The 14,849-nt window shown below is 72.3% G+C and carries 15 protein-coding genes and 2 tRNA genes; 9 read left to right on the top strand and 8 right to left on the bottom strand.

Annotation, left to right across the window (positions count from 1 at the left end; genetic code table 11):
• Positions 1-29 precede the first annotated feature (29 nt).
• A complete protein-coding gene (purF, locus tag OTB16_RS20085; protein WP_267721639.1) occupies positions 30-1,547 on the bottom strand; it encodes an amidophosphoribosyltransferase in 1,518 nt (505 codons plus the stop codon).
• Between the two features lie 160 nt (positions 1,548-1,707).
• Here purF and OTB16_RS39335 point away from each other — a divergent pair, with 160 nt between their 5' ends.
• Together OTB16_RS39335 and OTB16_RS20080 are read left to right on the top strand one after the other, a co-directional pair.
• Positions 1,708-1,803, top strand: coding sequence for a putative leader peptide (locus OTB16_RS39335; RefSeq protein ID WP_312847264.1), 96 nt, complete (start codon positions 1,708-1,710; stop codon positions 1,801-1,803).
• Between the two features lie 129 nt (positions 1,804-1,932).
• Positions 1,933-3,357, top strand: a complete 1,425-nt coding sequence (locus OTB16_RS20080; protein ID WP_267721638.1) for a sulfatase-like hydrolase/transferase — start codon at positions 1,933-1,935, stop codon at positions 3,355-3,357.
• Between the two features lie 120 nt (positions 3,358-3,477).
• Here OTB16_RS20080 and OTB16_RS20075 read toward each other — a convergent pair whose 3' ends face one another.
• The 7 genes from OTB16_RS20075 to purS all read right to left on the bottom strand — a co-directional run bounded on the left by OTB16_RS20075 (position 3,478) and on the right by purS (position 10,036).
• Complete coding sequence (locus OTB16_RS20075) at positions 3,478-4,275, bottom strand: META domain-containing protein (protein ID WP_267721636.1); 798 nt, start codon at positions 4,273-4,275, stop codon at positions 3,478-3,480.
• Between the two features lie 67 nt (positions 4,276-4,342).
• Complete coding sequence (locus tag OTB16_RS20070; RefSeq protein ID WP_267721634.1) at positions 4,343-5,134, bottom strand: maleylpyruvate isomerase family mycothiol-dependent enzyme; 792 nt, start codon at positions 5,132-5,134, stop codon at positions 4,343-4,345.
• A gap of 169 nt (positions 5,135-5,303) precedes the next feature.
• Complete coding sequence (locus OTB16_RS20065) at positions 5,304-6,086, bottom strand: M23 family metallopeptidase (RefSeq protein WP_420717755.1); 783 nt, start codon at positions 6,084-6,086, stop codon at positions 5,304-5,306.
• Between the two features lie 66 nt (positions 6,087-6,152).
• Positions 6,153-6,701: an ArsR/SmtB family transcription factor gene (locus OTB16_RS20060; RefSeq protein ID WP_267721632.1), complete on the bottom strand. Its 549-nt coding sequence runs from the start codon at positions 6,699-6,701 to the stop codon at positions 6,153-6,155.
• A 112-nt stretch (positions 6,702-6,813) separates the two neighbouring features.
• Positions 6,814-9,087 (bottom strand): phosphoribosylformylglycinamidine synthase subunit PurL, encoded by a 2,274-nt coding sequence (purL, locus tag OTB16_RS20055; protein ID WP_267721630.1) that lies wholly within the window; start codon positions 9,085-9,087, stop codon positions 6,814-6,816.
• Positions 9,084-9,788, bottom strand: coding sequence for a phosphoribosylformylglycinamidine synthase subunit PurQ (gene purQ / locus OTB16_RS20050; protein WP_267721629.1), 705 nt, complete (start codon positions 9,786-9,788; stop codon positions 9,084-9,086). The genes purL and purQ overlap by 4 nt, the downstream gene beginning before the upstream one ends.
• Positions 9,789-9,790: 2 nt before the next feature.
• Positions 9,791-10,036, bottom strand: coding sequence for a phosphoribosylformylglycinamidine synthase subunit PurS (purS, locus tag OTB16_RS20045; protein ID WP_042801325.1), 246 nt, complete (start codon positions 10,034-10,036; stop codon positions 9,791-9,793).
• A gap of 350 nt (positions 10,037-10,386) precedes the next feature.
• On the opposite strand from purS, the gene OTB16_RS20040 reads away from it, so the two are divergent.
• The 7 genes from OTB16_RS20040 to OTB16_RS20010 all read left to right on the top strand — a co-directional run bounded on the left by OTB16_RS20040 (position 10,387) and on the right by OTB16_RS20010 (position 14,839).
• Positions 10,387-10,704 carry a histone-like nucleoid-structuring protein Lsr2 gene (locus OTB16_RS20040; RefSeq protein WP_267721628.1) on the top strand — a complete coding sequence of 106 codons (318 nt, stop codon included), beginning with the start codon at positions 10,387-10,389 and terminating at the stop codon, positions 10,702-10,704.
• Between the two features lie 88 nt (positions 10,705-10,792).
• Positions 10,793-10,864 (top strand) — tRNA-Gly (locus tag OTB16_RS20035).
• A gap of 81 nt (positions 10,865-10,945) precedes the next feature.
• Positions 10,946-11,018, top strand: a tRNA-Gly gene (locus tag OTB16_RS20030).
• Between the two features lie 165 nt (positions 11,019-11,183).
• The gene (locus OTB16_RS20025) at positions 11,184-12,128 is read left to right on the top strand and encodes an ABC transporter ATP-binding protein (protein ID WP_267721626.1); all 945 of its coding nucleotides are present in this window, start codon (positions 11,184-11,186) and stop codon (positions 12,126-12,128) included.
• Positions 12,125-12,889, top strand: coding sequence for an ABC transporter permease (locus tag OTB16_RS20020; RefSeq protein WP_420717752.1), 765 nt, complete (start codon positions 12,125-12,127; stop codon positions 12,887-12,889). The genes OTB16_RS20025 and OTB16_RS20020 overlap by 4 nt, the downstream gene beginning before the upstream one ends.
• 28 nt (positions 12,890-12,917) lie before the next feature.
• Entirely contained in the window at positions 12,918-14,231 is a 1,314-nt protein-coding gene (locus OTB16_RS20015) for a sensor histidine kinase (RefSeq protein ID WP_267721625.1), read from the top strand.
• A complete protein-coding gene (locus OTB16_RS20010) occupies positions 14,228-14,839 on the top strand; it encodes a response regulator transcription factor (RefSeq protein WP_267721624.1) in 612 nt (203 codons plus the stop codon). Before OTB16_RS20015 ends, OTB16_RS20010 begins: the two co-directional genes overlap by 4 nt.
• The last annotated feature ends 10 nt before the right edge of the window (positions 14,840-14,849 follow it).

Raw genomic sequence — 14,849 nt, 5'->3', positions numbered from 1 at the left:
AGGTGGAGCGGGCCGGAGGGGAATCCGGCCTACGGGCGGCGGAGCGCGTCGGCGGCGTCCGTGCCGCCGGCGAGCTCGGTCTCCAGGAGCTGCTTGCCCAGGAGCTGCGGGTCGGGCAGCTCCATCGGGTACTCGCCGTCGAAGCAGGCACGGCAGAGGTTGGGCTTCTGGATGGTGGTCGCCTCGATCATCGCGTCGAGCGAGATGTACGAGAGGGAGTCCGCGCCCATGGAGGTGGCGATCTCGTCGACCGTCATGCCGTTGGCGATGAGCTCGGCCCGGGTCGCGAAGTCGATGCCGAAGAAGCACGGCCACTTCACGGGCGGCGAGGAGATCCGGATGTGGACCTCCGCCGCGCCGGCCTCGCGGAGCATCTTGACCAGGGCGCGCTGGGTGTTGCCGCGGACGATCGAGTCGTCCACGACCACCAGGCGCTTGCCCCGGATGACTTCCTTGAGGGGGTTGAGCTTCAGCCGGATGCCGAGCTGGCGGATCGTCTGCGAGGGCTGGATGAAGGTCCGGCCGACGTAGGCGTTCTTGACCAGGCCGACTCCGTACGGGATCCCGCTGGCCTCGGCGTATCCGACGGCGGCGGGCGTGCCGGATTCCGGCGTCGCTATCACCAGGTCGGCGTCGACCGGGGCTTCCTTCGCCAGGCGGCGGCCCATCTCGACGCGCGAGAGGTAGACGTTCCGGCCGGCGATGTCGGTGTCCGGGCGCGCCAGGTAGACGTACTCGAAGACACAGCCCTTGGGCTTTGCTTCCGCGAAGCGCGAGGTGCGCAGCCCGTTCTCGTCGATCGCGATGAGTTCGCCCGGCTCGACCTCGCGGACGAAGCTGGCGCCGCAGATGTCGAGGGCGGCGGTCTCGCTCGCGACCACCCAGCCGCGGTCCAGGCGGCCGAGGACCAGCGGGCGGATGCCCTGCGGGTCACGGGCGGTGTAGAGGGTCCCCTCGTCCATGAAGACGAGCGAGAAGGCGCCCTTGACCTTCGGGAGGACCTTGGTGGCCGACTCCTCGATGGTCAGGGGCTTGCCGTCGTCGTCGGTCTGTCCGGCGAGGAGGGCGGTCACGAGGTCGGTGTCATTCGTGGCGGCCACCTGGGTGGCACGGCCGTCCTGACGGGGGAGGTCGGCGACCATCTCGGCGAGCTCGGCGGTGTTCACCAGGTTGCCGTTGTGACCCAGGGCAATGGAGCCGTGGGCGGTCGCGCGGAAGGTCGGCTGGGCGTTCTCCCAGACGGAGGCCCCGGTGGTCGAGTAGCGGGCGTGACCGACCGCGATATGACCTTGGAGCGAGCCGAGAGAGGTTTCGTCGAAGACCTGGGAAACGAGGCCCATGTCCTTGAAGACGAGGATCTGGGAACCGTTGCTCACAGCGATTCCCGCGGACTCTTGTCCGCGGTGCTGTAGTGCATACAGTCCGAAGTAGGTGAGCTTGGCGACCTCTTCACCCGGAGCCCAGACACCGAAGACGCCGCAAGCGTCCTGGGGGCCTTTCTCTCCGGGGAGCAGGTCGTGGTTGAGTCGTCCATCACCACGAGGCACAGAACCGAGTGTAGGCGAGATCGACCACTGGTCCGAATTGGGGACGGCCAGGAAAAAGTCACAGTGCGGACAGTCGGTCCGTCCATGCGGAGGGTGACCGTCTCGAAATCCGGAATGCCCCGGTTGACAGGTGCCTGTCGGTTCGTACAAGCTCCGCCCCATGCAGCCTCTCGGTGACCGCACCGTCACCCTCGTCGAGCGCCGGCACGTGGACCTGGTCCGTGTCGCGAGCGCCATCTGTCGTCGCTGCGCGTAGGCATCCGCCTTTTCCCTTTCGCATTTCCTTTTCTTTTTCCCACTCCCCGTTCGAGCCCGCCCCGCCGTGCCGTGCGCCGCTGCGCGCCGCCCCCGGGCGGGCCGGCGGGCCGTGCCCTGGAGTACCTCCGTGAGCTCGAACGAATCCTCCCTGTCCCGGCGTGCCTTCGGGGGTGCGGTCGGCGTGACCGCGGCCGCCGCCGCGGTGGGGCTGGGCGCCTCGCCGGCGCAGGCCGCCGAGGAGCGCCACGCGGCCTACGGGGAGCGGGAGTTCCGCGCCGCGCGGGGCCGCCGGTCCCGCCGTCCGAACATCCTGTTCATGCTCGGCGACGACCTGGGCTGGGCCGACCTGTCCTCGTACGGGTCCCCGCACATCAAGACCCCGAACCTGGACCGGCTGGCCCGCCAGGGCGTCCGGTTCACCGACGCCTACTCGGGCTCGGCGACCTGCTCCCCGACCCGGTTCAGCCTGTACACGGGCCGCTACCCGGCCCGTACCAAGGGCGGTCTCGCCGAGCCGATCGCCGACAGGTCGGTGGGCCTGGAGCCCACACACCCGACGCTGGCCTCGCTGCTGAAGGAGGCGGGGTACTCCACCGCGCTGATCGGGAAGTGGCACGCGGGCCACCTGCCCGACTACAGCCCGACGAAGTCCGGCTGGGACGAGTTCTTCGGCAACTTCGGCGGGGCCCTGGAGTACTACTCCAAGCTCGGCCCGGGCGGCGAGTACGACCTGTACGAGGGCGACACCGAGTACGAGGACCTGCGCTACTACACGCGGATCATCACCGAGCGGGCGAGCGAGTTCGTGGGCCGCGAGCACCACGGCAAGCCGTGGCTGCTGAACCTCAACTACACGACCCCGCACTGGCCGTGGATCGCCGAGGGCGACACGAAGGAGAGCGCCGAGATCGTCCGCCGGATCAAGGCGGGCGACGGGCGGGCGCTGTGGCACCAGGACGGCGGCTCGGTCGAGAAGTACAAGCAGCTGGTCGAGGACCTCGACCGGTCGGTCGGCGAGGTGCTGAAGGCGCTGAAGCGCTCCGGCCAGGAGGACGACACCCTGGTGGTGTTCTCCAGCGACAACGGCGGCGAGCGGTTCTCGTACAACTGGCCGCTGTCGGGGAACAAGGCGTCCCTCCAGGAGGGCGGCATCCGGGTCCCGAACATCGCCCGCTGGCCCGCCCGTCTGGAAGGCGGCCAGGTCAGCCACGTCCCGCTGTTCAGCCCGGACTGGACGGCGACGCTGCTGGAGGTGGCCGGGACCCGGCCGCACCGCGCGTACCCGCTGGACGGCGTGAGCCTGGCCGGATACCTCCTGCGCGGCGACGATCCCGCCCAGCGGGACCTGTTCTGGCGGGTGCGCGGGGAGCGGGCGCTGCGCCGGGGCGACTGGAAGTACTACCGCGGCAAGGCGGGCAGGGACCAGCTGTTCAACCTGGCCGGTGACGTCCGCGAGCAGGCCGACAAGGCGGCCGTGGAGCCGGCCCGGCTGGCGGAGCTGCGGGCGGCCTGGGAGAAGACCGACGCGGGGCTGCTGCCGTACCCGGTCTGAGCCGGGCGGCGGTGCGCGGGCGGCGCCCCCGGACAGGGGGCGCCCTGGCCGCGGCGCGCGGGTCCCCGTCGCCCGCGCGGTGGCCGTGGCGCGGGTGTCCCCGCCGCCCGCCGGGGCGGGTCACTCCGCGGCGGAGCCCGCCTTCGCGCCCAGGCCCGCGCCGTCGGGGGCGGTCAGGGTCAGCCTGCCGCCCTGGACCTTCCACGTGAGCGGGCCGCTGCCCAGCAGGCCGGTCAGCGTGCGCTCGACCTCGCCCTGCGGACCCTGGCAGGCCATCCGGGTCGTGGTGAGCGGCCCGAAGACGACGGTGGCCCCGTCGACGGTGGCCTTGGAACTGAACCGGTTGCAGCCGAGGCTGCCGCTCGCCGTGCCGTCGGCGGCGAGCGTGAAGCGGGCCCGGCCGGCCGCCGCGGCCGGGACGGACGACACGCTCTCGCCGCTGATCAGGGACTCGACGGTCCACTCGGTGACGGTGAGCGGGGCGTCCGGGGCGGCGGGTTCGGAGGTCATGGCGAGAGTGCTCCCGTCGGCGGTCTTCAGGGTGAGCCGGTCGGGGCCGCGGTCGAGGGTGAGCCGGCCCCGGAACAGCTTGGCGAACTCGATCTCGAACGCCTGGTTCTCGCAGGCCATGGTGGTCGACATGCCGGGGGTGACGGTCAGGGCGGCGCCGCCCTCGGGGACCACCTTGGCCGTGAAGCCGTTGCAGCCGTAGTTGCCCTTGGCCTCGTCCTCGGCGAGGTCGAGGCGGGCCGCGGCGGGCGCGTGGAGCGTCCGGCCTCCGGTCGTCAGGGACTCGACGCGCCAGGAGCCCTGGCCGCCGGGCGACGGATCGGCCGGCTCCTCCCCCGCTCCGCCGCCGCAGGCGGCGAGGGCGAGGACGAGGGCCAGGCCGGGCGTGAGGTTGCGGAGAGTACGCATGCCCCTGTGACGGAACGGCCGCCGGAGCGGTTCCGCTCAGCGCGTCGGCGGGACCGCCCGGTTCCGCTCAGCTCATCAGCGGGAGCAGCGCCGACAGGTCGGCCCGCTCCCCGCTGGCCCGTACCAGGGCCCCGTCGAGCGCGTCCGGCCAGCGCGTACGGCCCGTCGCGAGCCGGATCCACGTCAGCGGGTCGGTCTCCACCACGTTCGGCGGGGTACCGCGGGTGTGGCGGGGCCCCTCGATGCACTGGACCACCGCGAACGGGGGGATCCGTACCTCGACCGACCCGCCCGGCGCCCGCACCGCGAGGGCGTCCGCGAGCAGCCGGGTGCAGGCGGCCAGGGCCTGGCGTTCGACGGGGATCTCCAGCCCGGCGGCCCGGTTCAGGTCGTCGGTGTGGACCACCAGCTCCACGGTCCGGGTGACCATGAAGTCGGCGAGGGTCATGTTCCCGATCCACAGGTCGAGCACGCGGTGGCCGGGGTGGGCGTCGAGGGCCTCGGCCAGCCGGACGGCCGCCCGCTCGTACAGCTCGGGCAGCGGGGCGCCGCCCAGGGTCTCGCGGGCCGCCTCCGAGATCTTCCCGGCGAGGGAGGCGGTGGCGAAGGGCCACTCGACGGCCGGCAGCTCGGCGACGGCGGCCGGCGGCCGGTCCAGGCCCGCCGCCAGGGAGTCCGCGATCCACGCGACGTGCGCGGCGAGGTCGGCGACGGTCCAGTCCCCGAGCCCGCTGGGCCGCGCCAGCTGCCCGGGGGTCAACTCCCGTACGGCGCGCGCGACGTGGCCGAACTGCGCGGTGACGGCCGCGCGGACCTTGGCGGGGTCGTAGGCGCGCTGCTTCTTCCTGGCGGGCGGCATGCCCCGACCCTACTCGGCGGCCTTCTCCGGCCCGGTCAGCACCAGGCCGGTACAGCCGCGGCGCCGGGCGGTGCCGGTGGCGCGGGCCGTGAACAGCACAGGCGCGAAGACCCCCGGAATCCCCCCTGGCGCTCACGACGCGGGCGACACCGCCAACCGGGCCGGACCGTCATGACGGCCAGGACGGCCGCACCGGGGCGCCGCTGTCGAAGGCGACACCGGCTGCCGGGACGCCCACGCCCCGCCAGGTGAAGGGCAGTCCGCGGGCCGTGTCCGGGTCCGGGCCGTCCATCAGCTGAAAGTGCAGGTGCGGTTCGGTGGAGTTGCCCGAGTTGCCGCAGTCGGCGAGGCGCCGGCCCGCCACGACGCGGTCCCCAGGGCGCACCGTGAGGGAGCCGCGGCGCAGGTGGGCGTAGAGGGCGTACCTGCCCCCGCCGAGGTCCAGGACCACGTGGTTGCCGAGGACCGGGCCGACGCCCCCGAGGTCGCGGAAACCGCCGGCGAGGAGCATCTGGTAGAGCGCGGCCGGTCCGGAGTTGCGGCTCAGGTGGTCGCGCGCCCGGTCGCTCGTACGGACCACGGTGGCATCCGCGACGGCGAGCACCGGGGCGCCGAATGCGGGGAAGTCGGCGGGGCGGCGGACCAGCGGCCGGAAGGTGGCGAAGGCGGGCCGCTCCCGGCCGGAGCCCGGCTCCCCCTCGGCCACGAGGTCGATGGCGCAGGCCTGTCCGTAGCGGTGGGTGCCGTGGCTGGGCATCCGGTCGGCAGGACTGTTGAGGGCCGACCAGCGCCCCGAGACGGGCGGCTCGACCTCGATCGGCGGCTCGCCGGTGCGGGCACCGCGCGCCGCCCCCGCCCCGACGGCCGCGTGGAGCAGGGCACCGGCTCCGGCGCACAGCAGGAACCAGAGCATGCCGAAGGGCAGTCCGACGGCGAGGTCGGCCGCGATCATGGCGAACGCGAGGACCAGCAGGATCCGGTAGAGGACGTGGAAGGGCTTGGGCACAGCGGGTTCACCTCACGGGGTCGCGGCGGACAGCAGGACGAGGAGCGGGACCACGCGCGCGCCGGGGACCTCGTGGCGGCCCCGGCCGACCGGGTGCAGCCAGCCGGCGGCGGTCAGCTGGCGCAGGTGGTGGTAGACCTGCCCGCTCGTGCCGACACCGTCGAGGGCGGTCAGCTCGGCGGCGGTGCGCCGGCCGGCCAGGATCTCGCGCAGCAGCCGCAGCCGTACGGGGCTGCCGAGGGCGGCCAGCGACTCGGCGGTGCGCGCGCCGTCGGGCCCGTCGGGCGCTCCCTTCCCGGGGGCGTCGTGGGCCCCTTCCCCGAGGAGGGAGCCGGTGACCGCGGCTTGCTGCCACTCGTACCGCTCTCCGGTGGGCAGGGTGACGGCGCCCGTGAACAGGACCCCGCCCTCGTCGGCGCCGAGCGCGGCGAGCTGCTCCTTCCAGCCCTCCAGGGCCCAGAAGTCCCCCTCGGCGGGCTCCGGCCGGACGGTGGCTTGCCGCTGCGACTCCACTGCGGCCAGGCGACGTTCCAGCTCCGCGACACGTTCCTCGAGCTCCATGACCCGAGATTACGTCATTACGTAATCGCACACAGGGCCGGTACGGGCCCTCCGGACACGAACGAGCCCCCGCCCGGAACACGTCCGGACGGGGGCTCGCGACGGAGCGGGATCAGGCGAGGAGTGCCGGGATCGTCGCCTCGTGGGCCTCGCGGAGCTCGGCCAGCGGGAGCGTGAACTCGCCCTGGACCTCGATCTCGTCGCCGTCCACCACGCCGATGCGGGCGGCCGGCAGACCCCGCGCACCGCACATGTCGGTGAAGCGGAGCTCCTCGCTGCGCGGAACGGCCACGATGGCCCGGCCCGCGGACTCGGAGAACAGGAAGGTGAAGGCGTCCAGGCCCTCGGGGACCACGATCCGCGCACCGTTGCGGCCGCGCAGACAGGACTCGGTGAGCGCCTGGATCACGCCGCCGTCGGACAGGTCGTGCGCGGCGTCGACCATGCCGTCGCGGGAGGCGGAGATCAGGATCTCGCCGAGCAGCTTCTCGCGGCCCAGGTCCACCTTCGGCGGCATGCCGCCGAGGTGGTCGTGGACGACCTGGGACCAGGCCGAGCCGCCGAACTCCTCGGCCGTGTCACCCAGCAGGTAGAGCAGCTGGCCGGGCTCCGCGAACGCCATCGGCGTCCGGCGGTTGACGTCGTCGATCACACCGAGGACCGCCACGACCGGGGTCGGGTGGATCGCGGTGGCGCCCGTCTGGTTGTAGAGCGAGACGTTGCCGCCGGTGACCGGGGTGCCCAGCTCCAGGCAGCCGTCCGCGAGACCGCGGGTGGCCTCGGCGAACTGCCACATGACGTCCGGGTCCTCGGGCGAGCCGAAGTTCAGGCAGTTCGAGATCGCGAGGGGCTTGGCACCGGTCGCGGCGACGTTGCGGTACGACTCCGCCAGCGCGAGTTGCGCGCCGGTGTACGGGTCGAGCTTGGCGAAGCGACCGTTGCCGTCGGTGGCCATGGCGACGCCGAGGTTGGTCTCCTCGTCGATGCGGATCATGCCCGCGTCCTCGGGCTGCGCCAGCACGGTGTTGCCCTGCACGAAGCGGTCGTACTGGTCGGTGACCCAGGACTTCGAGGCCTGGTTCGGGGAGGAGACCAGCGCGAGCACCTGCGCGCGCAGCTCGGCCGAAGTGGCCGGGCGCGGAAGCCGGTTCGCGTCGTCCGCCTGGAGCGCGTCCTGCCACTCGGGGCGGGCGTACGGGCGGTGGTAGACGGGTCCCTCGTGGGCGACGGTGCCCGGGGGCACGTCCACGATCTGCTCGCCGTGCCAGAAGATCTCCAGGCGCTCGCCCTCGGTCACCTCACCGATGACAGTGGCGATGACGTCCCACTTCTCGCAGATCTCCATGAACCGGTCGACGTGACGCGGCTCGACGATCGCGCACATGCGCTCCTGCGACTCGCTCATGAGGATCTCCTCGGGCGAGAGCGTCGCGTCGCGCAGCGGGACGGTGTCCAGCTCGACCCGCATGCCGCCGGAACCGGCGGAGGCCAGCTCGCTCGTGGCGCAGGAGAGCCCGGCGCCGCCGAGGTCCTGGATGCCCGCGACCAGCTTCTCCTTGAAGATCTCCAGGGTGCACTCGATGAGGAGTTTCTCCTGGAAGGGGTCGCCGACCTGGACGGCGGGGCGCTTGGTCGGCTTCGTGCCCGCGGCGTCAGCCGCTGAGGGGTCCGTGAAGGTCTCGGACGCGAGGACCGAGACGCCGCCGATGCCGTCGCCGCCGGTGCGGGCGCCGTAGAGGATGACCTTGTTGCCGGGGCCGGAGGCCTTGGCGAGGTGGATGTCCTCGTGCTTCATCACGCCGATGCAGCCGGCGTTGACCAGCGGGTTGCCCTGGTAGCAGGCGTCGAAGACGACCTCGCCGCCGATGTTCGCCAGGCCCAGGCAGTTGCCGTAGCCGCCGATGCCCGCGACCACGCCCGGCAGGACGCGCTTGGTGTCGGGGTGGTCGGCCGCGCCGAAGCGCAGCGGGTCGACGACGGCGACCGGGCGGGCGCCCATGGCCAGGATGTCGCGGACGATGCCGCCGATGCCGGTGGCCGCGCCCTGGTAGGGCTCGATGTACGAGGGGTGGTTGTGCGACTCGACCTTGAAGGTGACCGCGTAACCCTGGCCGACGTCGACGACGCCGGCGTTCTCGCCGATCCCGACGAGCATCGCGTCGTTCTCGGGGATCTTCTCGCCGAACTGCTTCAGGTGGACCTTGCTGCTCTTGTACGAGCAGTGCTCGGACCACATGACCGAGTACATGGCGAGCTCGGCGCCCGTGGGGCGGCGGCCGAGGATCTCCCGGATGCGGGCGTACTCGTCCTCCTTGAGGCCGAGTTCCTTCCAGGGCTGGGCCGCGTCCGGGGTCTCGGCGGCGTTCTTGACCGTGTCCAGGCTCATGCGTTGACCAGCTTCTTCAGGACCGACGTGAAGAACGGGATGCCGTCGGTGCGGCCGGTGCCGACCAGCGGCTCCACCGCGTGCTCGGGGTGCGGCATGAGGCCGACGATGTTGCCCCCGGCGTTGCTGATGCCGGCGATGTCGCGCAGCGACCCGTTGGGGTTGCCCGCTCCGTCGGCGGCGTCGCCGTCGACGACGTAGCGGAAGGCCACGCGGCCCTCGGCCTCCAGTTCGTCGAGCGTGCGCTCGTCGGCGGTGTAGCGGCCGTCCACGTTCTTGAGCGGGATGGAGATCTCCTGGCCGGCGGTGTAGTCGCCGGTCCACGCGGTCTCCGCGTTCTCCACCCGCAGCTTCTGGTCGCGGCAGATGAAGTGCAGGTGGTTGTTCCGGAGCATCGCCCCCGGCAGCAGGTGCGCCTCGGTGAGGATCTGGAAGCCGTTGCAGATGCCGAGGACGGGCATGCCGCCCCTGGCCTGCTCGATGATGGTCTCCATCACCGGCGAGAAGCGGGAGATGGCCCCGGCGCGCAGGTAGTCCCCGTAGGAGAAGCCGCCCGCGAGGACGACCGCGTCGACCTGGTGCAGGTCCTTGTCGCGGTGCCAGAGCGAGACCGGCTCGGCCCCCGCGAGGCGGATGGCGCGCAGCGAGTCACGGTCGTCGAGCGTTCCGGGGAACGTGACGACTCCGATGCGAGTGGTCACCGTCAGGCCTCGACCTTCACGGTGAAGTCTTCGATGACGGTGTTGGCGAGGAACGTTTCGGCCATCTTGTGGATGCGGTCTAGGGCGGCCTGGTCGACCGGTCCCTCCACCTCCAGTTCGAAACGCTTCCCCTGGCGGACGTCGGCGATCCCGTCGAAGCCCAGACGCGGCAGTGCACGCTGCACCGCCTGGCCCTGGGGGTCGAGGATCTCCGGCTTGAGCATGACGTCGACTACGACGCGTGCCACTGGCACTCCCGTGTGGTGGTTGGTGCGAAGGCGGTTCCCTCAGCGTACCCGGCGAAAATTTCTACGCGGGTAGATATCCTGCGACCGTGATCACCGGAGGGATTCGACTTCACCAACGCTTCGCAAAATCCCCCGGAAAACCACGCCCTCGGCATTGCGGCGGGACACGCGGAGATAATTAACTGGGCTTCGCAATGCAATGGGAATCAAGGTACAAAGGAATCACCCGGCGCGAGTGACTTATACCGCTTCGCAACGGGGACGGAAAGATGCATTGCTCCGAAACATCCACACAGGCGACATCACCGCACGTCAGTAGGCGGCGGTGTCGCGCGAAGGGACCGATATCCGTGGCGCAGCGCGTAGTAGTCACGCTCTCCGACGACATCGACGGCGGAGATGCGGCGGAAACGGTCGTGTTCGCTCTGGACGGTAAGTCGTACGAGATCGACCTCAATCCGGCCAACGCAAAGAAACTGCGGAAGGGCCTCGCCCCCTTCGTGGCCGCCGGCCGGCGGCAGTCCCGCTCCGGGAAGGCCTTCAAGCACACGGCCGTCGCACCGGACCCGGCGGTCGTCCGGGCCTGGGCCCGGTCCAACCAGCACGAGGTGCCGCCGCGTGGCCGCATCCCCAAGCGGATCTACGAGGCCTACAACGCGGCCCACTGAGAGCCGATTTGCCATCCACCCCCCTGTGTCGGCTAGTGTGTGGATCACGCCGAGGGGCGAGGCCGCAGGTCAAAGCCCCCCAGGTCGTGCGGGTGTAGTTCAGTAGTAGAACATCCCTCTTCCAGAGGGAAGGCGCAGTGTGCGATCCCTGTCACCCGCTCTGCATCGCTTTACCGGCCACCACAGTGGATCAGGTAGAGTGATGCACGCATTGCCGAGCGCGTAGTCCCGCGCGATGTATGCGGACGTAGCTCAGTTGGTAGAGCACCACCTTGCCAAGGTGGATGTCGCGAGTTCGAGTCTCGTCGTCCGCTCAGAGTGAGAAGGCCCCGGTCATCGCGACCGGGGCCTTCTTCGTGTGTCCGTCCTTTCGGGACGGGCCGCCCGACCCGACCGTCGGCGGTGCCCCTGACAAATGTCATCGGTGGCCATGACAGCACGCACTGCCCGACCCCTCCGGGCACCCCGAGGCTGGAGTCATGACTGACACCGTGATCGAAGTCGAGGGCCTGCGCCGCGGCTACTCGGGGGGCTTCGAGGCCGTCCGGGGCGTCTCCTTCTCCGTGCGGCGCGGCGAGATCTTCGCCCTGCTCGGCACCAACGGCGCCGGAAAGACCTCCACCGTGGAGCTGCTGGAGGGGCTGGCCGCACCGAGCGGCGGGCGGGCGCGGGTCTTCGGGCTGGACCCGTACACGCGGCGGGCCGAGGTGCGCCCCCGCACCGGCGTCATGCTCCAGGAGGGCGGATTCCCCTCCGACCTGTCCGTCGCCGAGACCGTACGGATGTGGGGCGGTGTCACCTCCGGCGCCCGGCCGGCGGGGGAGGCGCTGGAGCTGGTGGGACTGGGCGCGCGCTCCTCCGTACGGGTCAAGCAGCTGTCCGGCGGCGAACGGCGGCGCCTGGACCTGGCGATGGCCCTGCTGGGGCGGCCCGAGGTGCTGTTCCTGGACGAGCCGACCACCGGCATGGACCCGGAAGGGCGCCGGGACACCTGGGCGTTGGTACGGGAACTGCGGGCGCAGGGCACCACGGTGCTGCTCACCACGCACTACCTGGAGGAGGCCGAGGAGCTCGCGGACCGCCTCGCGATCCTGCACGAGGGCGAGCTCGTCCTGACCGGCACACCGGCCGAGGTGACGGCGACCCGGCCGGCCCGGATCCGCTTCACCCTGCCGGCGGACGTGCCTCCGGCCTGGCTGCCGCTGACGCTGCGCGCGGCCGCGCACGGCCGGGACGTGGAGGTCCGTACCGGACGGCTCCAGGCCGACCTCACCGAGCTGCTGCGCTGGGCCCACGACCACGGCGTGGAACTCGGCGGGCTCGACGCCCGCTCCGCCTCCCTGGAGGAGGCCTTCCTGGAGATCGCGCGGAACCGCGGGAGCGCCGGCGGCCGTACCGAGGACACGATGGCGGGGACCCGGTGAACACGATGACCCTGAACCCCGGGCGCCTCGCGGCGCTCGGCCGCTCCGAGCTCACACTGCTGGTGCGCAACCGGGCCGCGCTGAGCGTGGCGCTGCTGATGCCGCTGGTGATGGTGTTCGTCCTGCGCACGTCGGTGACCGGCCTGGACGGCGCGGCGGCCGTCGGGGAGGCCACCCTGACCGGCGGGATCGGCATGGTGCTGATGCTCGTCGTCTACATGAACCTCGTCTCCGCGTACGTCGCCCGGCGCGAGGAGCTCGTACTCAAGCGGCTGCGGACCGGCGAGGCGGGCGACCTGGAGATCCTGGCCGGGACCGCGCTGCCCGCCGCCGTCCTGGCCCTCGGCCAGATCGCCGTCCTCGTCGTCGCGGGGTCCCTCGCGCTCGACGTGCCCCTGCCGCGCGACCCGCTGCCGATCGCCGCCGCCGTCCCCGCCGGAATCGTCCTGCTGGCCGGGATGTCCGCGCTGACCAGCGCCGTCACCCGGAACGTGGAGAGCGCGGGCATCACCACGCTGCCGCTGTTCCTGCTGACGTCGCTCGGCTCGGGACTGTTCCTGCCGACGGACGTGCTGCCGGACGCGCTGGCCTCGTTCTGCGAACTGCTGCCGCTCAGCGGTGTGATGGCCCTGGTGCGGGCCGGCTGGTCCGGGGACGCCGGGGACGGGGACCTGACGGCGGCCGCGCTGACCACGCTGGCCTGGATGGCGATCAGCGTGTTTGCTGTTCAGCGGTGGTTCCGCTGGGAACCGCGCCGCTAGGACGCAGGACGAACCGGGGGGAGGCGCCGTGTCGAAGCTGACCGGGTGGTGGAGGAACCGCAGCAGCGCGGGGAAGGTCGAGCTGTACACGCGGTGGTCGTTCCACTTCTTCGTGCTCATAGAGATCGCGACGATCGGCGTCGGCGCGCTGGGATCCATGACCGCCACCTCCTCGGCGGCGCTGCCGCTCTCGCTCTTCCTGGCCGTCTGCGCCCACTCCGTCCTGTGCGGGGTGCTCTCCTCCAGGGCGTTGGACTGGCACGTGGAGCGGCGCGAGCGGCCGACGCGGCTCGCCGTGGCCACGGCCGCCGTGACCGCCGCGGCGTGCCTGGCCGTACTCCTCATGCGCCGGGCCGGGCTGACCGGGCCCCCGGAGGTGGCTCCGACGCTGGTCCTGGGCCTGGCCTGCTTCACCTGCGGCTCGGTGGTGCTGTGCATGCGCAAGGTCCGCCACATGCTGCTGACGGCCCCCGCCATGGCCGCGGGCACCGCGCTGGTGATGCTCGCCATGGGCCTGCCGGCCGGGGAGGCCGTCGGGTACGGCGTCGGGATCCTGCTGAGCGGCCTCTTCCTCGTCGCGGCCTGCGGGTTCTCGGCCTGGCTGGTGCGGGCCGTACGGGAGCTGGACCATTCGCGGGAGCTCCAGGCCCAGCTGGCGGTCGCCGAGGAGCGGCTGCGCTTCGGCCGGGACCTGCACGACGTGATGGGGCGCAACCTCGCGGTGATCGCCCTCAAGAGCGAGCTGGCCGTCCAGCTGGCCCGGCGCGAACGCCCGGAGGCGGTGGACCAGATGATCGAGGTGCAGCAGATCGCCCGCGACTCCCAGCGGGAGGTGCGGGACGTCGTGCGCGGCTACCGCGAGGCCGACCTGGCGGTGGAGCTGGAGGGCGCGCGGGGCGTGCTGAGCGCCGCCGGGATCGACTGCCGGGTGGAGCTGCGGGAACGCCGGCCGCTGCCCCCGGCGGTGCAGTCGGCGCTGGGCTGGGTGGTGCGCGAGGCCACCACGAACGTGCTCCGGCACGGGGAGCCGCGGCACTGCGTGATCCGGCTCGCGGCGGTGGACGCCGGGGAGGACCTGGTCCTCGTCGTGGAGAACGACGGGGCGCCCGCCGTGGCCCCGCCCGGCGACGGCAAGCCCGGCTCGGGGCTGGCCGGGCTGCGGGAACGGCTGGCCGCGCTGGACGGCACCCTGGAGGCCGGCCCCGCGCCCGGCGGGCGCTTCCGGGTCCGGGCCGAGATCCCCGCGCGGCGGCTGCGCGGCGACGCGCAGGACGGTGGCGTGGAGAACGGCGGCGTGGAGAACGGCGGCGTGGAGGACAAGGAAGAGGAGGTGCGGGTGTGAACCCCGTACGCGTGCTGCTCGCCGACGACGAGCACCTGATCCGCGGGGCGCTGGCCGCCCTGCTCGCGCTGGAGGACGACCTGTTGGTGGTCGCCGAGGCCGCGTCGGGCCCCGAGGCCCTGGCGATGGCCCGGGCCCACCGGCCGGACGTGGCGGTGCTGGACCTCCAGATGCCGGGGGCGGACGGTGTGAGCGTGGCCACATCGCTGCGGGCCGAACTCCCCGGCTGCAAGACCATGATCGTGACGAGTCACGGGCGTCCCGGCCACCTGAAGCGGGCCCTGGCGGCCGGGGTGCGGGCCTTCGCCCCCAAGACCGTCTCGGCGCAGCGGCTTGCGGAGCTGATCCGCACCGTGCACGCCGGAGGGCGGTACGTGGACCCGGAGTTGGCGGCCGACGCGATCAGCGCGGGGGACTCGCCACTGACCGCCCGGGAGGCGGAGGTGCTCGAACTCGCGGCGGACGGGGCGCCGGTCGCGGAGATCGCGGAGCGGGCCTCGCTGACGCAGGGGACCGTACGGAACTACCTGTCCTCGGCGGCGACGAAGCTGGGGGCCGAGAACCGGCACACGGCGGTGCGTCTCGCACGGGAGCGGGGTTGGGTATAGTGGGTACCGC

The sequence above is a fragment of the Streptomyces antarcticus genome, assembly GCF_026627255.1.
Taxonomy (GTDB): domain Bacteria; phylum Actinomycetota; class Actinomycetes; order Streptomycetales; family Streptomycetaceae; genus Streptomyces; species Streptomyces antarcticus.
This window is presented reverse-complemented; position numbering and strand designations above follow the sequence as displayed.